The sequence below is a fragment of the Ensifer aridi genome (assembly GCF_002078505.1).
In the GTDB taxonomy this organism is placed as follows: Bacteria; Pseudomonadota; Alphaproteobacteria; order Rhizobiales; family Rhizobiaceae; genus Sinorhizobium; species Sinorhizobium aridi.
In genome coordinates this window covers 536,974-557,413 of sequence record NZ_LUAV01000004.1, presented here as the reverse complement: position 1 = coordinate 557,413, position 20,440 = coordinate 536,974, and the positions used below count along the sequence as shown (strand labels likewise).

Here is a 20,440-nt window from a genome sequence, read left to right as displayed (position 1 = left end):
GTCTTCTTAAGCCGGGGTCGCTTGCGCGTCACCCACGTCTTGCCATCCCCAATTGCGCCTAATCCCTTGGAATGCAAGGCGTGCAGCACGCTTTTACAACAAAAAAGACCGGCAAAAGGCCGGTCTTCCTTGTTTTTCTGCTTGAGGGGCGCAAGCGGGCCACAGTCGCGGCCCTTTGCGCTTCCCTTTAGTGCGCGATCGATGCCCCCGCTTCGTCCTGCGAATCAACCGCCGGCATGGCCGGCTGGCTGGCCGGATCCCATTCGATCGGCTCAGGACGCCGCGTCAAAGCGTGTTCGAGCACCTCGCCCATCCGCGAGACCGGGATGATCTCGAGGCTGTTCTTCACGTTGTCCGGAATATCGGCGAGGTCCTTGGCGTTCTCCTCGGGGATCAGCACCTTCTTGATGCCGCCACGCAGAGCCGCCAGCAGCTTCTCCTTGAGACCGCCAATCGGCAGGACGCGACCACGCAGGGTGATTTCCCCGGTCATCGCCACGTCCTTGGAGATCGGAATGCCGGTCATGACCGAAACGATAGCCGTTGCCATGGCGACACCCGCGGACGGACCATCCTTCGGGGTTGCGCCCTCAGGTACGTGGACGTGAATGTCGCGCTTGTCGAACAGCGGTGGCTCGATCCCGAAATCGATCGCGCGCGACCGGACATAGGATGCCGCTGCCGAAATCGATTCCTTCATCACGTCGCGCAGGTTGCCGGTGACCGTCATGCGGCCCTTGCCGGGCATCATCACGCCTTCGATCGTCAGCAGCTCGCCGCCGACCTCGGTCCAGGCGAGGCCCGTGACCACGCCTACCTGGTCGTCGCGCTCGGCTTCGCCATGGCGGAAGCGCGGCACGCCGAGATAGTCGTGCACGTTCTCGGCCGTCACTTCGACCTTCTTCGTCTTGCCTTTGAGGATCTCGGTCACAGCCTTGCGCGCAAGCTTCATCAACTCACGTTCAAAGTTGCGAACGCCCGCTTCACGCGTATAGGTCTGGATGACCGCCATCAGCGCCCCGTCCGTCACGGAGAACTCGTTCGGCTGCAGCGCATGGTCGCGGATCGCCTTCGGCAACAGATGCCGCTTGGCGATCTCCAGTTTTTCCTCTTCGGTGTAACCGGCGATGCGGATCACTTCCATGCGGTCCATCAGCGGTGCCGGAATGTTGAGCGTGTTTGCCGTGGTGATGAACATCACGTTCGACAGGTCGTATTCGACCTCGAGATAGTGATCCATGAAGGTCGAGTTCTGTTCCGGATCGAGCACTTCCAGAAGCGCCGAAGACGGATCGCCGCGGAAGTCCTGCCCCATCTTGTCGACCTCGTCGAGCAGGAACAGCGGATTGGCCCTTTTTGCCTTCTTCATCGATTGAACGATCTTGCCCGGCATGGAGCCGATATAGGTCCTGCGGTGACCGCGGATCTCCGCCTCGTCGCGCACGCCGCCGAGCGCCATGCGAATATATTCGCGGCCGGTCGCCTTGGCGATCGACTTCGCGAGCGAGGTCTTGCCGACGCCCGGAGGTCCGACAAGGCACAGGATGGGGCCCTTGATCTTCGTGGAGCGTGCCTGCACGGCGAGATATTCGACAATACGTTCCTTGACCTTGTCAAGACCGAAGTGATCGGCGTCGAGCACCTTCTCGGCATGGTTGAGATCGGTCTTGATCTTCGATTTCTTGCCCCAGGGCAGGCCCAGGAGCCAATCGAGATAGTTGCGAACGACCGTCGCCTCCGCCGACATCGGGCTCATCTGGCGCAGCTTCTTCAGCTCCGCATCGGCCTTTTCACGAGCTTCCTTGGAGAGCTTCGTCTTGGCGATGCGCTCCTCGATCTCGGCCATCTCGTCGCGGCCGTCCTCGCTGTCGCCCAGCTCCTTCTGGATCGCCTTCATCTGCTCATTGAGGTAGTACTCGCGCTGGGTCTTCTCCATCTGGCGCTTAACGCGCGAGCGGATGCGCTTTTCCACCTGCAGGACCGAGATCTCGCCTTCCATGAAGCCGAGCGCCTTTTCAAGACGCATCTTCACGCTCGTCGTTTCCAGCATTTCCTGCTTCTCGACGATCTTGATCGACAGATGGGATGCGACGGTATCGGCGAGCTTCGAATAGTCTTCGATCTGGCTCGCGACGCCGACGACTTCCGGCGAAATCTTCTTGTTAAGCTTCACATAGCTTTCGAATTCGGAGACGACCGAGCGGCTCAGCGCTTCGATCTCGACCGGATCTTCGTCGGGCTCGCGCAGCGCATGGGCGGCCGCCTCATAGAAATCGTCGCGCGGCGTATAGCGCTCGATCTCGGCGCGCGCGCGGCCTTCGACCAGAACCTTGACGGTCCCGTCGGGGAGCTTCAGCAGTTGCAGCACGTTCGCAATCGTGCCGACCTTATAGATGGCGGAGGCTTCCGGATCGTCGTCAGTGGCGTTGATCTGGGTCGCAAGCATAATCTGCTTGTCGGTACCCATGACCTCTTCAAGGGCGCGGATCGACTTCTCCCGGCCGACGAAGAGCGGCACGATCATATGCGGGAAAACCACGATGTCACGCAGCGGCAGAACCGGATAGGTCGCGCTTTCAGTCGCCGGAGACGTTTTGTTCGTCATATCATTTCCTTTCCGTCCCGATTTTCGGGCCCGTTCCCGGGAGCCTCAGCGGCACTCCCGGCTGTCACATTTCGTACATGAAAGTGGAGTGCAAGAGAGGCCTTTTCAAGGTAAGGCGCAACCTCCGCCTTCATGGATATTCCGATGCCTACGCTGAGATGCTGTCGCGGACCTTACGACCGAGGGCCAGCCCGGCTTTCATTGAATCGTCGCATCATCGCGTCGTCGCGGCACTTTAGCAACAATCGATTCGCGAGATCACAGTGATTTTGAACCGAAAACCACTCAAACTCGCCAGGAATCGAAGCCGACGGGGCTCGCTCCGACAGCGACTTCCTCGACCAGGGTATATGCGCACAAAAAAGCCCGCACATGGCGGGCTTTTCAAACTATCGTGAGCGACCAGCCGATTTAGGCCGAGACGTTGGTCTTCTCCTCGGAACGCTCCGAGTAGATGTAGAGCGGACGCGCCGTCCCCTTGACCACCTCATCCGAAATGACGACCTCGCGGACGCCTTCGAGCGTCGGCAGCTCAAACATGGTGTCGAGCAGGATCTTTTCCATGATCGAACGCAGGCCGCGCGCGCCGGTCTTGCGGACGATGGCCCGGCGGGCGATCTCGCGCAGCGCGTCTTCGTGGAAGGTCAGTTCGACGTCTTCCATCTCGAACAGGCGTTGATACTGCTTGACCAGCGCGTTCTTCGGCTCCGAGAGGATCTGGATCAAAGCGTCTTCATCCAGATCTTCAAGCGTCGCGAGAACCGGCAGGCGGCCGATGAATTCGGGGATCAACCCGAACTTGACCAGATCCTCCGGCTCGAGGTCGCGCAGCACCTCGCCGACCCGACGGTCTTCCGGAGCGCGGACGGTTGCGCCGAAGCCGATCGACGTCTTCTCGCCGCGAGCAGAGATGATCTTGTCGAGGCCGGCGAACGCACCACCGCAGATGAAGAGGATGTTCGTCGTGTCGACCTGCAGGAATTCCTGCTGTGGGTGCTTGCGGCCGCCCTGCGGCGGCACAGAGGCGACGGTGCCTTCCATGATCTTCAGTAGGGCCTGCTGCACGCCCTCGCCGGAAACGTCGCGGGTGATCGACGGGTTATCCGACTTGCGGGAAATCTTGTCGACCTCGTCGATATAGACGATGCCGCGCTGAGCGCGCTCGACATTGTAGTCGGCCGCCTGGAGAAGCTTCAGGATGATGTTTTCGACGTCCTCGCCGACATAGCCCGCTTCCGTCAGCGTCGTCGCGTCGGCCATGGTGAAGGGAACGTCGATGATGCGAGCGAGCGTCTGCGCCAGATAGGTCTTGCCGCAGCCTGTCGGCCCGACCAGCATGATGTTCGACTTCGCGAGTTCGACGTCGCTGCTTTTCGCCGCATGGGCAAGCCGCTTGTAATGGTTGTGCACGGCAACGGACAGGATGCGCTTGGCCTGCTGCTGGCCGATGACGTATTCGTCGAGGACCTTGATGATCTCCTGCGGGGTCGGAACGCCATCGCGAGACTTGACCATAGAGGTCTTGTTCTCCTCGCGGATGATGTCCATGCAGAGTTCGACGCATTCATCGCAGATGAACACGGTCGGTCCGGCAATCAGCTTGCGAACTTCATGCTGGCTCTTGCCGCAGAACGAACAATAGAGGGTATTCTTCGAGTCACCGCCGTTGCTACCGCTGACCTTGCTCATTTCCATTTCCTTCCAGCACGCCGGACACCTTCGGAAAGATATCGCGGACCACTCAGTTCGCCTTGCGCAAAGGCCCCCGGCACAGCGCAAGGTTCTTGGGAGTACTCACCGCGTCAGGCGCATGGGCCCGACTTCGGCCGCAACGACTCTCCCGCCGAAATCCGAATGCCATGCTCTCAAGATTCAAACACGGCATTAAGGATTCATATTAACGGCTTTGCCCTTCCGATAAAGCCCCTTGGCTCTTACAAATGTGTCACAATTACATCTGTGGTGACACAAATGCTCGATTTCAACCCTGTGAGGCGGCCTCTACGGCATCGCGCGAGGTGATCACCTTGTCGATCAGGCCCCAGTCCAGAGCTTCGTCGGCGCTCATGAAATGATCGCGGTCAAGCGTCTGCTCGACCTCTTCATAAGTGCGGCCGCAGTGCTTGACGTAGACCTCGTTCAACCGACGCTTCATCTTGAGGATGTCCCTCGCATGCCGCTCGATATCGGAAGCCTGGCCCTGGAAGCCGCCGGACGGTTGGTGCACCATGATGCGGGAATTGGGCGTTGCGAAACGCATGTCCTTGTGGCCGGCCGCAAGCAGCAGCGAACCCATGGATGCGGCCTGACCGATGCAGAGCGTCGAAACCGCGGGCTTGATGAACTGCATCGTGTCGTAGATCGCCATGCCGGCCGTCACGACGCCACCTGGTGAGTTGATGTAGAGTGCGATTTCCTTCTTCGGATTTTCCGCCTCGAGGAACAGCAATTGCGCGCAGACGAGCGTCGCCATGTGATCTTCGACGGGACCCGTAAGGAAGATGATGCGCTCCTTGAGCAGCCGCGAATAGATGTCGTAGGACCGTTCGCCGCGGTTGGTCTGCTCAACAACCATCGGCACCAGAGCCATGGCCGTATCAACTGGATTTCTCATATCGAACCTTCATCAATCGCCCGCAATCCCTTCGCGGACCGGAATCATCGGTTTAGCCTCAGACCTTACATAGAGTGTCAATGCCCTTCACTTCAAGTCGCCAGCATTCGATAATGCTTTAATGGCCGCAGGCCGCGGGGCCAAGGATTTTTACGGCTCGCCTCGTCATTCGATAGAACATTTTTTTGGGTTCCGGCCCCTTCGGGCGCCCAGCCTGCCGTCTTGCTCACAGGCATTCGCGTATCGTCGGTAAACGGACCGTGAATTCCGGGGCGCTTTGATGCGGTACCGAAACTCTGATCGCCGTTGTCCGCCCCTCAACCGCCTGCCGGCGCTGTCTCCGCGTAACCGGAGAGCGGTTCAGGTGAAGAGCAGCGGCAGCGCAAAGCCGCAAATGTCAAAGCTGTGACTCAAGCGGCAGGAAGCGGATCGCCCCGGCGATCAGCCGGCGCAGGATGCCCGCGTCGGGTTCGCGGCGCAGCACCCGGGTCGTTCCGTTCGTCCGGTCGCGCCAGACAGGCTTGCCCCCCTCCAAAACCAGGCGATAGCTTCTCTCCGGCAATGTCTCGTCATGGAATATCGATTGAAGCTCCGCGGCGAGCGCTTGATCGGAAAAGATAATCCCCATCTCCGTGTTGAGCGAAGCGGAACGCGGATCGAAATTCATCGAACCGACATAGCCAGTCAGGCCGTCGACGACGAAGGCCTTGGTGTGCAGGCTCGCGCTTCGCGCGCCGAAGAGCGATATCCGATGGCGTTCGATGAAATCGCCGCGCTCCTTGAGCTCGTAGAGCTCCACGCCGGCACGCAGCAGGCCCTTGCGATATTTCATGTAGCCGCCATGCACAGCCGCGACGTCGGTTGCGGCAAGCGAATTCGTCAGCACTGCCACTTTCGCACCCTTGTTCCCGAGCAGCGCCAGTTCGCGCGTCCCCTCGGCGCCCGGGATGAAATAGGGCGAGATGATGCGCAGATCGTGTCTTGCGGCGTTGATCAGGGGGAAGAGCTCACGCAACAGCCAATTCTGCCGTTTCTGCATCAAAGCCTTTTCCGGCGGGTCGAAAGCCACGCGCAGCTCGGCGCTGCGATGAAGGGGACGGCTGCCCCAATAAGGCCCCTTCTGCGCCGCCACTTCATCAACCCTTTCCAGGTAGAAACGGCCGGCAGCGGTGCGCGCCACCCCGTCAAGCGCTTCGCGCAGCGCCGGCAGGTAGTGCTTGCGTGGGGTCCTCAGCGCCGCGATCGGCAGAACCGACGCGCTGTTCCAATAGAGATCGAACATCGCCGTCGCCTGATCGACGACAGGTCCTGCCATCCAGACGTCGAGGTCGCGAAAGTTCGACTGCTCGGCAGCGTCGAAATATGCGTCGCCGATATTGCGACCGCCGGCGATCGCCAGGCGGCTGTCGGCCAACCACAGCTTGTTGTGCATTCGGCGCGTCGCACTGAAGGCGCGGATCGCCATCTCGAAGCCGCGGCGGAAACGATCGGTCCGCGCCCGGCTCGGATTGAAAAGGCGCACATTGACATTCGGGTGCGCGTCGAGGGAGATGCACAGACGGTCGTGAATGCCGGCGTTGATGTCGTCGAGCAGCAATCGGACGCGCACGCCGCGATCGGCAGCGCGGAGGACCTCACGCGTCAACAGAAAGCCGGTCAGATCGTCCTTCCAATAATAATATTGCAGGTCGAGGCTGCGACCGGCCCGGCGAGCAGAATGGGCCCGCGCGACAAAAGCCTCGATATTGTCGGATATGAGCGCGACGGCGCTCTCTTCGCTGCGGGCCGGGAAAAACGGTCCGAGATCCTCGTCGATGCCGGTCCTTTCTTCACCGACCGGACGTGCGAAAGACGGATCGGTCTTCGGTCGGCGTCCGAACCAGCCGTAGACGTAAAGGACCGCGACGAGGAACAGGGCGAAGAGGATCGCAAGGAAGAGTGCAATCCAGGACCACATGACAGGCACCCTCGGGCGTTACACCGGCTCCGCGCCGATCAAGCCGGTACGGTCACCGTCACTGGCGTCCTGTTGGGCGGCCTTGAGGTCGATCGAGGCCTTGACCGGCAGATGGTCCGAAGCCACGCGCGCCAGCGGCGTATCGTGCACCGACACGGAAGTCACGAGATGATGCGGGTTGCCGAGCACGCGGTCGAGCGGCAGCAGCGGAAAACGCGACGGGAAGCTCGCGACCGCTGCGTGCGACGGGTCGAATGTGGGGCTCAGGAACTTGAGCGATGAGCGCTTGCCCATGCGCCATTCGTTGAGATCGCCGATGAGAAGCGTCGGCCGGCCGGCACCATCCGCCGTGGCCTTCAGGAGCGTTTCAGCCTGCCGCGCACGGGAGTGGCGCAGCAGGCCCAGATGCGCGGCGATTATCCGCAACGGCCCTGCCTTGAGGTCGAGATCGACGACCAGGGCGCCACGCGGCTCGACGCCGGGCAATTTCAACTGTCGCACATCGGAGACCGCCCCTTCTCGGAGCAGCAGGACATTGCCGTGCCAGCCATGACCTTTCTCGGAAAATGGGGCAATCGGAACCGACACGAGATGTGCGTCGCGGCGCAGGTGCTCCAGATCGAGAAGGCCGGCGCGTTCGCCGAAGCGCTGATCGGCCTCCTGGAGGGCGACGATGTCCGCTCCGATCTCGCTGATGACCTGGGCCGTTCGCCCGGGATCGAAGCGCCCGTCGGTACCTACGCATTTGTGGATGTTATAAGAAGCGATCACGATATCGCCGCGGCTCACGGCCGCCTCGCGATTGACGACGATCGGCCGCCGCTTGCGGATTGCCGCGATGATGCCTGCGGATAAACTACCTTGCGCCTTTGCCATGCCGCTCCCTGTTCGTTGCCGCATCATGCTTAAATAAGTCGACCGGTGCCACTGAAAAAGTCGGCGTGCCGCGTCTTGGTGCTTTCGCAAGTGCCCTCCGTTTGCTCTTGCCGCAACCGCGCCCGGCGCAATAGAGATGTCTTGCGAATATGAGCCCGCACGCATCCCAAGAGTCGCCACCATGTCCGCAGTTCCCGGCATCAGCATCAACGGCCCCGCCCGACGCGTCTCTCTCGACGTTCGCGATCCGGATTTCTTCCGCAATCCGCTTCCGGTCTATGCAGCGCTCCATGCTGAGTGTCCCGCCTTCTTCTGGGAGGAGCGGCAGCAATGGTATTTTGCGGGCTATGATCAGGTGAACGGCCTTTTGCGCGACCGCCGCTTCGGCCGCCAGATCCTGCATGTGGCGACACGCGAAGAGCTCGGCATGCCCGAGCCGAAGGCACATCTCAAGGATTTCGACGCTCTGGAGGCGCACTCGCTGCTCGAATTGGAGCCGCCGGCGCATACGCGGCTGCGTACGCTCGTCAACCGTGCCTTCGTTTCCCGGCAGATCGAGCAGCTCCGGCCCGATATCGAGGCGCTCTCGCACGCGGTCATCGACAGTTTCGAGGGGGACCGCGAGGTCGAACTGCTGAAGACCTATGCCGAGACGATCCCGGTCACCGTCATCGCGCGCATGCTCGGCATTCCGGTCGAGGCGACACCGCGCCTTCTCGACTGGTCGCACCGCATGGTGAAGATGTATGTCTTTAACCCGAGCTTCGAGACGGAACTCGACGCCAATCAGGCCTCGGCAGAGTTCGCGGATTACCTGAAAGGCGCCATCACCGAGAAGCGCGCCAACCCGGCGGACGATCTTCTCACGCACATGATCACCTCCGAGAAAGACGGCGAGCGGCTGTCGGATGCCGAATTGATCTCGACAACGGTGCTGCTTCTGAATGCCGGCCATGAGGCGACGGTCCATCAGATCGGCAATGCCGTGCGCGCGATCCTGCAATCCGGCTTCTCCCCCGCCGAACTCTTTGCAAGCGCGGAAACGACGGAGCGCACGGTCGAAGAATGCCTGCGGTTCGCCGCGCCCTTGCACATCTTCCAGCGCTATGCGCTATCGGACATCAAGCTTGAACAAGACATCACTCTCAAGAAGGGTGACAAGATCGGCCTAATGCTGGGCGCTGCAAACGTCGATCCCCGCAAATTTTCCGCACCCGACACGTTCAAGCCGGATCGCAATGAAGGTGCCAACGTTTCGTTCGGTGCTGGCCTGCATTTCTGCATCGGCGCGCCGCTCGCGCGGCTCGAGCTCCAGATTTCGCTGCCGATCCTCTTCCAGCGACTGCCGGGAATGCGGCTCAAGGACGAGCCTCCCGTCAAGGACAGCTTCCACTTCCATGGTCTGGAGCGGCTGGATCTCGTCTGGTAAGCCGCCAACACGGCGTCAAAGCCGGATGACGTAGTCCTTGCGGGTCGTTTCAATGACTTCCCACGTTCCCTTGAAGCCCGGTCTCAGGACCATGCTGTCGCCGGCCTTCAGGTGAATGGGCTCCTCGCCGTCTCCGGTCAGGATCGAATGGCCGGCGAGGATGTGGAAATACTCCCACTCGTCATAGGCGACCCGCCACTTTCCGGGCGTTGCCTCCCATATGCCGGCATAGAGGCCGCCGGGGGCCTCTTCGAAATTCCAGGTACGGAACTCAGGCGCTCCGGAAATCAGCCGGTCGGGTGCCGGCGCGCCGATCTCGGCCTCGACCGAATTAGGGTCGAATTTCAGCATGTGGCTCATGAGCACCTCTTTGTGGCGGACAGCTCGACCGGGGGCTCGCTAGACCTTCGCCAGCGCCTGATCGAGATCGGTAATGATGTCGGCGACATCCTCGATGCCGATAGAGAGACGGATGACGTCCGGCCCTGCACCCGCTGCAACCTGCTGTTCGGGCGTGAGCTGCCGGTGGGTGGTGGAAGCCGGATGGATGACGAGCGAGCGGGTGTCGCCGATATTGGCGAGATGGGAGAACATTTCCAATGCTTCGACGAAGCGCTTACCCGCCTCGTACCCGCCCGCGAGCCCGAAGGTGAAGACGGCTCCTGCCCCTTTCGGCGAATAGCGCCTCTGCAACGCGTTGTTGGGGTCGTCTTCGAGGCCGGCATAGCGGACCCAGGATACTTTTTCCTGGTCCTTCAGCCATTTGGCGACGGCGAGCGCATTATCGCAGTGGCGTTGCATCCTGAGCGGCAGGGTCTCGACGCCCGTCTGGATCAGGAACGCATTGAAGGGCGAGATCGCCGGCCCGAAATCTCTCAGGCCCAACACCCGCGCGGCGACCGCGAAAGCGAAGTTTCCGAAGGCCTGGTGCAGCACGGCGCCGGCATATTCCGGCCGCGGCTCGGACAAAAGCGGGTACCTGCCGGATTTCGACCAGTCGAAGGTGCCGCCGTCGACGATGATGCCGCCCATGGAATTGCCGTGGCCACCGATGAATTTGGTCAGCGAATGCACGACGATATCGGCACCGTGCTCCAGCGGCCGCACGAGATAGGGCGTCGCCATCGTGTTGTCGACGATAAGCGGCAGCCCGTGCCGGCGCGAAACCTCGGCGATCGCTGCGATATCGACGAAGGTGCCGCCCGGGTTGGCCAGGCTCTCGATGAAGATCGCTTTGGTGCGTTCGTCGATCCGCGCCTCGAAGCTTGCCGGATCGGACGAATCCGCCCAGCGGACCTGCCAGTCGAAGGACTTGAATGCCTGGCCGAACTGGTTGACCGAGCCGCCGTAAAGCTGCTTGGCGGCGACGAAATTGTCGCCCGGGCTCATGATCGTGTGGAAGGCGAGAAGTTGGGCGGCGTGGCCCGAAGAAACCGCAAGCGCGGCCGTTCCGCCCTCCAGCGCTGCGAGCCGCTCTTCGAGCACCGCCTGTGTCGGGTTCATGATGCGGGTGTAGATATTGCCGAACTGCTGCAGGCCGAAGAGCGCGGCGGCATGATCGGTGTCGTTGAAGACGAAGCTCGTCGTCTGGTAAATCGGCGTCGCCCGCGCGCCCGTTGCCGGGTCGGGCTGGGCTCCGGCATGGACGGCGAGCGTGCTGAAACCGGGGCCGGCTTTCATAGTTGCGTCTCCCCTTCCCCGAGCGATCAGCCGATCAAGCGCGGATATTCGATCGCCGGGCAGCGATCCATGACGACCTTGATGCCTGCTGCCTCGGCTCGGGCCGCAGCTCCGTCGTCGCGGACGGACAACTGCCCCCAGATCACTTTGGGCAGCGACGGCAACGCCAGGATCTCGTCGACGAGCGCCGGTAGCGCATGGGCGGCGCGAAAGACATCGACCATATCGATCGGCTCATTGATGTCGGCAAGGCGCGCCACCACCGGCTGATCGAGAATGGTGCGACCGGCATGGCCGGGATTAACCGGAATGACGCGGTAGCCCTTGCGCAACAGGAAAGCCATGACGCGGTGGCTCGGGCGCTCGGGCTTCGGCGAGGCGCCAACAAGCGCAATGGTCTTCGTCTCGCGCAGGATGTCGGCGAGATAGTAATCCGAGTAGGCGTCGTGGTTCATGCTGGCCATCCGCATCGTTGTCACGCACGGATAGTTGGCGTGGTGCGGCGGCAAGTCAACTAAGACACCCACTTCCGCCCCGCATTTGCACCGTTTCGTTGCCGTCCGTCGCGACCAGAGACCGACCGGATGAATCCGATTGCATTTCCGGCAGCGCAGCGCCACAACCGATGCGCCCTCAAGAACATCCCGCAGAGGTTCATCTTGCCACTCGACGTCATTGCGCTCGTGCTCCTCGGAGCGCTTCTGCACGCGACCTGGAATGCACTCGTCAAGTCCGGCTCGGAAAAATCCCTCGACGCGGCTATGGTGGCGCTCGGGGCGGCGGTGGTGGCGTTCCCCTTTCTCCCTTTGCTGCCTTTGCCCAGGCCCGAGGCCTGGCCCTATATCCTCGTTTCGGCACTGTTCCAGTTCGCCTATTTCCAATTGGTCGCCGCCTCCTATCGCGCAGGCGACATCGGCCTTGTCTACCCCTTGATGCGCGGCGTCGCCCCGCTCATCGTCGCGGCGACGAGCAGGCTTGTCATTGGCGAAGAACTGAGCGGCGGAGCTCTGGCCGGCATCCTGACGATCTCCGCGGGCGTGCTGACGCTCGCCTTCGAATCCCGCAACGGCGGCAAGCACGCGATCATGCTGGCGCTGCTCAACGCCTGCGTGATCGCGAGCTATACCCATGTCGACGGCATCGGTGCGCGGGTTTCCGGCAACCCCATCTCCTACACGCTATGGATGGCACCGCTGCCGGCCGTTCTTCTCTTCGCGTGGGCCTTCCTCCGTCGCGGCGTGAAGCCGGTGCTCAGGCACGTGGTGCATAACTGGTGGCGTGGGCTGATCGGCGGCGGTGGTTCGCTCGCCGCCTATGGCCTGGCGCTCTGGGCGATGACCAAGGCCCCAGTCGCAACCGTCGCGGCGCTGCGCGAGACCTCGATCCTCTTCGCCGTCGTCATCTCCGCGGTGTTTCTGAAGGAGCGCGTCAGTATATGGCGAGCGATTGCAGCCTGTGTCATCGCGCTCGGCGCCCTGCTCTTGAGACTGGCTTGAGCCTACTCTTCCTTCCACTCCGGCATGCGCTTGCCGAGAAAGGCGCCGATGCCTTCCTCGGCATCGCGAGCGAGCATGTTCTCAACCATCACGCCTACCGCGAAGTCGTAGGCCTCGGCCAGAGGCATCTCGGCCTGCCGATAGAAGGCCTCCTTGCCGATCTTCAGCGCCTGCGGCGATTTCGAGGCGATGACGGAGGCATATTTGTCGACCACCTGGCGCAGATATTGCTGTGGCACGATGCGGTTGACGAGGCCGAATTCCTTTGCGGTCCCGGCGTCGATCGTCTCGCCCGTCAGCAGCATTTCCATCGCCTGCTTACGGTGTGCCGCACGCGAGAGCGCCACCATCGGCGTCGAACAGAAGAGACCGATATTCACGCCGGGCGTGCAGAAGGTCGAGGTGTCGGTGCAGATCGCAAGATCGCAGCTTGCCACCAACTGGCAGCCAGCCGCCGTCGCAAGACCGTCAATCTCCGCGATCACAGCCTGCGGCAACTTGCTGATTTTCAGCATGATGTCGGCGGCAAGACGTATCGTGCGCTCGAAGAAGGCCCTTCCCCCACCGGCGTCCGCGCGGTGTTGAGTCATTTCCTTCAAATCATGGCCCGCGGAGAAGAGCTTGCCCGTTGCCGCGATCACGACGACCTTGATCTCCTTGGAGGTGGCCGCTTCATCAAGCGCCGTCAGCAGCGCTTCCATCAGCGCGATCGAAAGGACGTTGGCGGGAGGATTATTGAGCGTCAGCCGTAGGACCGGGCCCTTCGCTTCGCGTAGCAGCAGACCGCCCGGCTCTTCCTTCCTGAACGAAACGACATCCGCCATTGCCTTCTCTCCTTTTTCGAGATGAGGTCGTGGTACGACGCCCTCACAGGTCTTTCAACCCCGCGCATTCGCGCCGTAAGACCATTTTCCGGCTTGCATGATCGGCATGGGCGTCCTGTAACGGGGCGCAGCAGAAATGGAGGGGACGATGAACTTGCAGCCGATCATGACCGTCGAGGAGCTCAACCGCTTCCTCGACACCGATTTTCCGCAAGTCCATACGGACGGCAAGATCTTCGCCGTGACGGAGGCCGGGCCGGGCTTCGCGACGATGCGGCTCGATCCGAACGAACGGCACATCCGGCCGGGCGGTACCGTCTCAGGGCCGACATTGTTCGCACTTGCGGACGTCTCCGCCTATATCGCGCTGATCGCGCATATCGGTCCGGTCGCGCTCGCGGTCACGACCAGCCTCAACATCAATTTCCTTCGCAAGCCCGAGCCGGAGCCGCTCGAATGTACCTGCCGCATCTTGAAGCTCGGCAAGCGACTTGCCGTTCTCGACGCCTCGATAACGGCCGTCGGCGGCCATGAATTGGTCGCTCATGCCACCGCGACCTATTCGATTCCGCCGCGCTAAATTGTGGTATCAGGGAACCACATAGCTAAGCCGTTGATTCTTCAGGGCGTTCTTTCACGCGGTGCGAAGCATCGCTCTTGACCTTGCTTTCGTGCTTCCGTATAAGCTCCCGCAGATCGCGGTCCCTCGGGCCGCCTTCTTTTTTGGCCTCATCAAGGTCAATGCAAGCAACAAGAAACGCCCGGCTCGCTTCCGGGTCCAACGAAAGAGTTTAGATATGGCAACCTTCGTTCAGAAGCCTGCAGAGGTGGAGAAGAAGTGGATCCTCATCGACGCCGAAGGCCTCGTTGTCGGTCGCCTCGCTTCCATCATCGCAAACCGCCTTCGCGGCAAGCATAAAGCCACCTTCACGCCCCATGTCGACGACGGCGACAACGTTATCGTCATCAATGCGGAGAAGGCCGTCCTCACCGGCAAGAAGTACACCGACAAGAAGTACTACTGGCACACCGGCTATCCGGGTGGCATCAAGGAGCGCACTGCTCGCCAGATCATCGAAGGCCGCTTCCCGGAGCGCGTCATCGAGAAGGCCGTTGAGCGCATGGTTCCCCGTGGCCCGCTCGGCCGCCGCCAGATGAAGAACCTGCGCGTCTACGCAGGCTCCAACCACCCGCATGAAGCACAGCAGCCGGCCGTCCTCGACGTCGCCAAGCTGAACAGCAAGAACACAAGGAGCGCCTGATAATGGCTGACCTTTCCGCTCTCAAGGATATCGCCACGACCGCGGAACCGGCCGCTCCGGTTCACGTCAAGAAGGTCGACGCGCAGGGCCGCTCCTACGCGACCGGCAAGCGCAAAGACGCCGTCGCCCGCGTTTGGGTCAAGGCCGGCTCCGGCAAGATCACCGTCAACGGCAAGCCCTTCTCGGCTTACTTCGCTCGTCCGGTCCTGCAGATGATCCTGCAGCAGCCGATCGTCGCTGCCGCTCGCGACGGCCAGTTCGACGTCGACGCAACCGTTGCCGGCGGCGGGCTTTCCGGCCAGGCCGGTGCCGTTCGTCACGGCATTGCCAAGGCCCTCACCTACTTCGAACCGGGCCTGCGCTCCGTTCTGAAGCGTGGTGGCTTTCTCACCCGCGATAGCCGCGTGGTCGAGCGCAAGAAGTACGGTCGTGCAAAGGCACGCCGCTCGTTCCAGTTCTCGAAGCGCTAACTGCCTCGCAGAGACTGCACTTTCAAGGCCGGGCATGTCCCGGCCTTTTTTCATGGGCATGCATGCCGCGCGCCCATGCACATGATTTTGCGGGCACGCTCTTGCCTTGCGGACGTCGGTTGGCCAACGTCCCGTCCATCTGACGGGAGAACGGCATGGCAAACAAGACAATCGACCACGCGATCACTGCGAAATCACTGACGTCGGCGGCTTCCGATCCGACGCATGCCGGCATCCTTTCCTTCATGCGGCGGAAATACACCAAGCAGCTCAAAGGCGTGGATACGGTCGTCTGGGGGATTCCCTTCGATGCCGCCACTTCGAACCGACCCGGCGCGCGCTTCGGCCCGCAAGCGATCCGCCGCGCATCGGCGATCTTCGACAACGATCCGCAATATCCCTTCCAGCGCGATCTCTTCGCCGATATGGCGACGATCGATTATGGCGACTGCCTGCTCGACTACGGCAACCATGCGAAGACGCCGGCCACGATCGAGCGCGAGGCGGCGAAAATCCTGAAATCAGGCGCCTATCTGCTGACGCTCGGCGGCGACCACTTCGTCACCTATCCGATCCTCAAGGCGCATGCAGAGTTGCATGGCCCCCTCGCCCTCGTCCAATTCGACGCCCACCAGGACACCTGGCCGGACGAGAAAGGTCGCATCGACCATGGCTCCTTCGTCGGCCGCGCCGCCCGTGAGGGGCTGATTGACGTGGAGCGTTCGATCCAGATCGGCATCCGCACGCATGCGCCGGAGGATTGCGGCATCCGGATCGTCTGCGGCCACGAGGTGGAGGAGATGCGAGCCGAGGAGATCGCCGACACGATTGTCCGCCATGTCGGCAGCCACCCGGCCTATCTGACCTTCGATATCGACTGCCTCGACCCCGCCTATGCGCCCGGTACCGGCACGCCGGTCGCCGGCGGTCCCTCCAGCGCGAAGATCCTTTCGGTCCTGCGCAGACTCGGGGCGCTTCACATCGCGGGAAGCGACGTCGTCGAGGTGGCGCCTGCCTATGACCACGCGGATCTGACCGCCATTGCTGGCTCCACCATCGCCATGTATATGCTGGGCCTGCGTGCCGAGTGGCTGGCGGAGAGACGAGGCTGATTCCGGCGGCCGCACGCTCAAGAAATTGATTCAATTCTATGCCAGACTGATTCCGGAAAGTCCGGCAAGCGTCTGCAGGAGCAGGAAAATCATGAAACCGAAGATCTTCATCGATGGCGAACACGGCACGACGGGCCTGCAGATCCGTGCGCGCATGGCCGATCGCACGGATCTCGAGCTCCTGTCGATCCCGGAGGCGGAGCGCCGCAATGCGGCGATGCGCGAAGATCTCCTGAACAGCGCCGATATCGCCATACTCTGCTTGCCAGATGATGCCTCGCGCGAGGCAGTCGCCATGGTTGCCGGCAACAATCGCGTGCGCATCATCGACACCTCGACCGCGCATCGCGTCGCGCCCGACTGGGCCTATGGTTTCGCGGAAATGGACAGAATTCAGCCGCAGAAAATTCGCGACGCGCGCCATGTCGCCAATCCCGGTTGCTATCCGACCGGCGCGATCGGTGTGGTCCGGCCGCTGCGCCAGGCTGGTATCCTGCCGGACGGCTACCCGGTCACCGTCAATGCCGTTTCCGGCTATACCGGCGGCGGCAAGCAGATGATCGCGCAGATCGAGGATGAGAAGAACCCGGACCACATCAGCGCGCCGCATTTCCTTTACGGCCTCACGCTGAAGCACAAGCACGTGCCGGAAATGAAGATGCACGGCCTGCTCGAGCGGGCGCCCGTCTTCAGCCCATCCGTCGGCAAGTTCCCGCAGGGCATGATCGTGCAGGTGCCGCTCTATCTCGAAGAGCTTGCTCCCGGCGCGACGCTCGAAAGCATCCACGCCGCCCTTGTCGAACATTATGCCGGTCAATCGATAGTCGAGGTCGTTCCGCTTGACGAAAGCGCCAAGCTCAACCGGATCGATGCGACGGAGCTCGCCGGTAAGGACACGATGAAGCTCTTCGTCTTCGGCACCAGCGGCGGCACCCATGTCAACCTCGTCGCGTTGCTCGACAATCTCGGCAAGGGTGCCTCGGGGGCGGCCGTCCAGAACATGGACCTGATGCTTTCCGCCTAAGGTGGAAGTGAAACAAAAACCCGGCAGCCATTTCTGCCGGGGTGTTTCTTTGACCGTTGCGGCCCTCTCAGCCGCGCACTTCGATCGCCGTCGATCTCGGATATTCGCCGACAAACCCGCGCCAATGGGCGATTGCAAAACCCAGAACGACCAAGGCACCCGCTTGGTGCAATACGCCCCAGCCGATCGGCACCTGCAGGAGAAGCGTCGTGATGCCGATCGCCGCCTGCACCGTCACCAAGCCAAACAGGACCAAGGAGCGGCGGGCATGGGTTGTTTCCGGCGCGGCGCGCAGTGACGTGATCATATGCCAGAGCGCCAGTGCGAAGAGCAGATAGGCACCGAGACGGTGTACGTACTGCACGGTCTTCGGATTTTCGAAAAGATTGATCCAGGCGGGCTGCTGAATGAACAGGCCGCCCGGAACGAGCGCGCCATCCATCAACGGCCAGGTGTTGTAGCTTAAACCCGCATCGAGGCCGGCGACGAGCGCGCCCAGATAAATCTGGAAGAGGCTCATGGCCGCAACAATGCCGGCCACCGCCTGCGATCTTTTCGTCGGGGCGGCATCGTCCGAATGAGGACAAAGACCGCGGTAGATCCACATGCAGGCGGCAAAGATCAGGCAGGCGATGACCAGATGGGTAGCGAGCCGGTACTGGCTGACTTCGGTCCGCTCAGCGAGTCCGGAAGACACCATCCACCAGCCGATGAAGCCCTGGAAACCGCCGAGCGCGAGAATGCCGAGGAGCGGCAGCCTCAGCCGCCGCTCGATCCGCCTCGTGACCCAGAAGAAGAACAGCGGCAGAGCGAAGATCACGCCGATGCTGCGCGCGAGAAGCCGATGTGCCCACTCCCACCAGAAGATCGTCTTGAACTCCTCGACCGTCATGCCCTTGTTCAGCTGCTCATATTGCGGGATGCGCTGATAAAGACGGAACTCCTCCTCCCATTCCTCCGCGGAGAGTGGCGGAATCACGCCGTGAATGGGCTTCCATTCGGTGATCGAAAGGCCGGATTCGGTCAGCCGCGTCGCCCCCCCGACGAGCACCAGCGCAAACAAGGCAAACAGCACGACCGCAAGCCAGCCGCGGATCTGCCGGCGGTTACGCTCGGTTCTGCCAATCTCCTTGAGCAGCGTCTGTTCTATTGCCAACTCGGCGTGGGCCATGGGCGCTTCCTCATCTGTCGCCGGATACGGTCACCGCACACAGGCTCGCTGAGCGTGGCGGTCCGGAAAGCCGTTGATTTGCACCAGAGTGCCGTGCAAAACAAGGCCGAAGCCTTTGCGGCATGCCGTCGCGGCCGATTCTGAGAGGTTCGAGTGCGATGCGGACTGAAACCGCACGCTCTTTTCCCGACCCGGCCTAGGTTGCCGCCATAAGAAAGAAGAGTAATGCCCGTACGCCTCAGAAAACTGATCGGCACCATCCTCCTGATCATCCTTGTCATCGTCTATGCGTTGGCAGCGGTCACCTTCGCCTCGCTCCTGCTCGGTGCTTCACCCTGGTGGGTTCACCTTCTCTATTTCTTCTTCACGGGTCTTTTGTGGATCCTTCCTGCGATGCTGATCATCAAGTGGATGGAGAAGCCTGTCGACAATCGCTGATCGCCGGAGCGCTGCAATGAAGATCGCCGTCATTTCCGATATCCACGGGACGACCTTGCGCTCGAAGCGGTGCTTTCCGATATCGATGCGCAAGGGATCCCCGAGATCGTCAATCTCGGAGACCATTTCAGCGGGCCGCTCAATGCGGCACAGACGGCAAATATGCTGATCGACCGCAACATCCCGGCGATCCGCGGCAACCACGACCGCTATCTTCTCACCCGCGATCCTGCCGAGATGGGTCCTTCGGATCGTGTCGCGTATGACGAGCTCGAGAAACGCCACTTCGACTGGCTGGCGGAGCTGCCGGAAACTCTTGTCTATCGCAACGCGCTCTTCCTTTGCCACGGCACGCCCGCCAGCGACGAGACCTATTGGATGGAGGCCCTGACAGCCGACGGCGTGGTGCATATGGCGGGGCGGAAAGCGATCGAGAGCTTACGCGGAGGGGATCGACTATCCCGTGATCCTCTGCGGCCATACCCATATCGCACGAGCCGTGCGGCTTGCGGACGGCCGCCTTCTCGTCAATCCCGGGAGCGTCGGCTGCCCCGGATATGACGATGATCAGCCCGTCGCTCACAAGGTCGAAACCGGCTCGCCGGATGCGCGCTACGCCATTGTCGAGCATGCCGCCGGCGGCTGGAGCGTGACCTTCCGTTGCGTCGGCTACGATCACATGGCGATATCGCGGCTCGCCGCCGATCGCAACCGCCCCGAATGGGCAAGGGCGCTCGCAACCGGCTTTCTCGATTGACGGCTATTCCGCCGCCTCAAGTGCATCGAGATCGGCACCGGTGATCGCCGCGATGTTGCGGGTCACCTTGTGGACTGGCCAATCCCACCAGGCGATCGCCTGCAGTCTCTCGATCGTCGCGGGCGAAAACCGGAACTTCACGACCCGTGCAGGATTGCCCGCCACGATGGCGTAGGGCGGCACGTCCTTCGCCACGACCGCTTTCGCGGCGACTACGGCGCCGTCACCGATCGCGACGCCCGGCAAGATAGCGGATTCCATACCGATCCAGACATCGTTGCCAATGATCGTGTCGCCGCGATAGCCGCTGGCATAGCCGCCAGGATCGAAGCGCTCGCGCCACGCGCCAGGAAAAATGCCGAACGGAAAGGTGGAGAAGCCGCCGAGCGCGTGATTGGCTCCGTTCATGATGAACTGCACGCCCGTCGCGAGCGCGCAGAAGCGTCCGATCACCAGCCGGTCGCCGATGAAATCATAGTGATAGAGAACGCACTTCTCCTCGAAGCGTTCGGGGCCGTCCGGGTCGTCGTAGTAGCTGAAGTCGCCGATCTCGATCAGGGGCGAGCGCACGATGTTCTTGAGAAAGCCGATGCGCGGGAACTCGGGAACGGGAAGCTTGGCGCCGGAATCCGGCGTGGAGAGACTGGCTGGCATTGCTTGCTCCAGAAAAATGGTCGTCTAGCGTCGTGAGTTGGCTGCGGTCCGGCCGCACGGAACTCCGCTTG

The 20,440-nt window shown here is 61.9% G+C and carries 19 protein-coding genes and 1 pseudogene; 9 read left to right on the top strand and 11 right to left on the bottom strand.

Translation table 11 applies throughout. From position 1 onward, the window contains the following. Positions 1-187: 187 nt before the first annotated feature. The 5 genes from lon to AYK65_RS06310 all read right to left on the bottom strand — a co-directional run bounded on the left by lon (position 188) and on the right by AYK65_RS06310 (position 8,052). On the bottom strand, positions 188-2,605 hold the full coding sequence (gene lon, locus AYK65_RS06330; RefSeq protein WP_026612527.1) for an endopeptidase La: 2,418 nt from the start codon (positions 2,603-2,605) through the stop codon (positions 188-190). 411 nt (positions 2,606-3,016) lie between these two features. Beyond that, positions 3,017-4,294, bottom strand: coding sequence for an ATP-dependent Clp protease ATP-binding subunit ClpX (clpX, locus tag AYK65_RS06325; protein WP_026612528.1), 1,278 nt, complete (start codon positions 4,292-4,294; stop codon positions 3,017-3,019). A 292-nt stretch (positions 4,295-4,586) separates the two neighbouring features. Further along, the gene (gene clpP / locus AYK65_RS06320) at positions 4,587-5,219 is read right to left on the bottom strand and encodes an ATP-dependent Clp endopeptidase proteolytic subunit ClpP (protein WP_026612529.1); all 633 of its coding nucleotides are present in this window, start codon (positions 5,217-5,219) and stop codon (positions 4,587-4,589) included. Between the two features lie 397 nt (positions 5,220-5,616). After that, a complete protein-coding gene (locus AYK65_RS06315; RefSeq protein WP_026612530.1) occupies positions 5,617-7,176 on the bottom strand; it encodes a phospholipase D family protein in 1,560 nt (519 codons plus the stop codon). Positions 7,177-7,194: 18 nt separating this feature from the next. Next, a complete protein-coding gene (locus AYK65_RS06310) occupies positions 7,195-8,052 on the bottom strand; it encodes an endonuclease/exonuclease/phosphatase family protein (RefSeq protein WP_026612531.1) in 858 nt (285 codons plus the stop codon). 181 nt (positions 8,053-8,233) lie between these two features. On the opposite strand from AYK65_RS06310, the gene AYK65_RS06305 reads away from it, so the two are divergent. After that, entirely contained in the window at positions 8,234-9,481 is a 1,248-nt protein-coding gene (locus tag AYK65_RS06305) for a cytochrome P450 (RefSeq protein WP_081158056.1), read from the top strand. A 15-nt stretch (positions 9,482-9,496) separates the two neighbouring features. Here AYK65_RS06305 and AYK65_RS06300 read toward each other — a convergent pair whose 3' ends face one another. The 3 genes from AYK65_RS06300 to AYK65_RS06290 are packed head-to-tail and all read right to left on the bottom strand — an operon-like array spanning position 9,497 to position 11,616. Continuing rightward, positions 9,497-9,841 (bottom strand): cupin domain-containing protein, encoded by a 345-nt coding sequence (locus tag AYK65_RS06300; RefSeq protein ID WP_026612533.1) that lies wholly within the window; start codon positions 9,839-9,841, stop codon positions 9,497-9,499. A 39-nt stretch (positions 9,842-9,880) separates the two neighbouring features. After that, positions 9,881-11,161 (bottom strand): O-acetylhomoserine aminocarboxypropyltransferase, encoded by a 1,281-nt coding sequence (locus tag AYK65_RS06295; protein ID WP_081158055.1) that lies wholly within the window; start codon positions 11,159-11,161, stop codon positions 9,881-9,883. A gap of 26 nt (positions 11,162-11,187) precedes the next feature. Beyond that, a complete protein-coding gene (locus AYK65_RS06290; RefSeq protein WP_081158080.1) occupies positions 11,188-11,616 on the bottom strand; it encodes a CoA-binding protein in 429 nt (142 codons plus the stop codon). Positions 11,617-11,820: 204 nt separating this feature from the next. Between AYK65_RS06290 and AYK65_RS06285 the strand changes: the two genes are divergently transcribed. Continuing rightward, the gene (locus AYK65_RS06285) at positions 11,821-12,657 is read left to right on the top strand and encodes a DMT family transporter (protein WP_081158081.1); all 837 of its coding nucleotides are present in this window, start codon (positions 11,821-11,823) and stop codon (positions 12,655-12,657) included. A gap of 2 nt (positions 12,658-12,659) precedes the next feature. Here AYK65_RS06285 and AYK65_RS06280 read toward each other — a convergent pair whose 3' ends face one another. Further along, positions 12,660-13,481: an enoyl-CoA hydratase gene (locus AYK65_RS06280; RefSeq protein ID WP_081158054.1), complete on the bottom strand. Its 822-nt coding sequence runs from the start codon at positions 13,479-13,481 to the stop codon at positions 12,660-12,662. A gap of 148 nt (positions 13,482-13,629) precedes the next feature. Here AYK65_RS06280 and AYK65_RS06275 point away from each other — a divergent pair, with 148 nt between their 5' ends. The 5 genes from AYK65_RS06275 (at position 13,630) to argC (ending at position 17,349) form a co-directional block, all read left to right on the top strand. Beyond that, a complete protein-coding gene (locus AYK65_RS06275) occupies positions 13,630-14,061 on the top strand; it encodes a PaaI family thioesterase (RefSeq protein WP_081158053.1) in 432 nt (143 codons plus the stop codon). A gap of 217 nt (positions 14,062-14,278) precedes the next feature. After that, positions 14,279-14,743 (top strand): 50S ribosomal protein L13, encoded by a 465-nt coding sequence (rplM, locus tag AYK65_RS06270; protein ID WP_081158079.1) that lies wholly within the window; start codon positions 14,279-14,281, stop codon positions 14,741-14,743. A 2-nt stretch (positions 14,744-14,745) separates the two neighbouring features. After that, on the top strand, positions 14,746-15,213 hold the full coding sequence (gene rpsI, locus AYK65_RS06265) for a 30S ribosomal protein S9 (RefSeq protein WP_018239369.1): 468 nt from the start codon (positions 14,746-14,748) through the stop codon (positions 15,211-15,213). 155 nt (positions 15,214-15,368) lie between these two features. Next, positions 15,369-16,325, top strand: coding sequence for an agmatinase (gene speB, locus AYK65_RS06260; RefSeq protein ID WP_046118311.1), 957 nt, complete (start codon positions 15,369-15,371; stop codon positions 16,323-16,325). Positions 16,326-16,416: 91 nt separating this feature from the next. Further along, positions 16,417-17,349: an N-acetyl-gamma-glutamyl-phosphate reductase gene (argC, locus tag AYK65_RS06255; RefSeq protein WP_046118312.1), complete on the top strand. Its 933-nt coding sequence runs from the start codon at positions 16,417-16,419 to the stop codon at positions 17,347-17,349. 67 nt (positions 17,350-17,416) lie between these two features. On the opposite strand, the gene AYK65_RS06250 is transcribed toward argC, so the two are convergent. Beyond that, positions 17,417-18,520, bottom strand: a complete 1,104-nt coding sequence (locus AYK65_RS06250; protein WP_046118313.1) for a COX15/CtaA family protein — start codon at positions 18,518-18,520, stop codon at positions 17,417-17,419. A 225-nt stretch (positions 18,521-18,745) separates the two neighbouring features. On the opposite strand from AYK65_RS06250, the gene AYK65_RS06245 reads away from it, so the two are divergent. Together AYK65_RS06245 and AYK65_RS06240 are read left to right on the top strand one after the other, a co-directional pair. After that, the gene (locus AYK65_RS06245) at positions 18,746-18,958 is read left to right on the top strand and encodes a DUF2842 domain-containing protein (protein WP_046118314.1); all 213 of its coding nucleotides are present in this window, start codon (positions 18,746-18,748) and stop codon (positions 18,956-18,958) included. A 16-nt stretch (positions 18,959-18,974) separates the two neighbouring features. Further along, positions 18,975-19,715, top strand: a pseudogene (locus tag AYK65_RS06240) (metallophosphoesterase family protein). Positions 19,716-19,718: 3 nt separating this feature from the next. Here the strand turns inward: AYK65_RS06240 and AYK65_RS06235 are convergent. Further along, positions 19,719-20,369, bottom strand: a complete 651-nt coding sequence (locus tag AYK65_RS06235; protein WP_081158052.1) for a CatB-related O-acetyltransferase — start codon at positions 20,367-20,369, stop codon at positions 19,719-19,721. Positions 20,370-20,440: the final 71 nt, after the last annotated feature.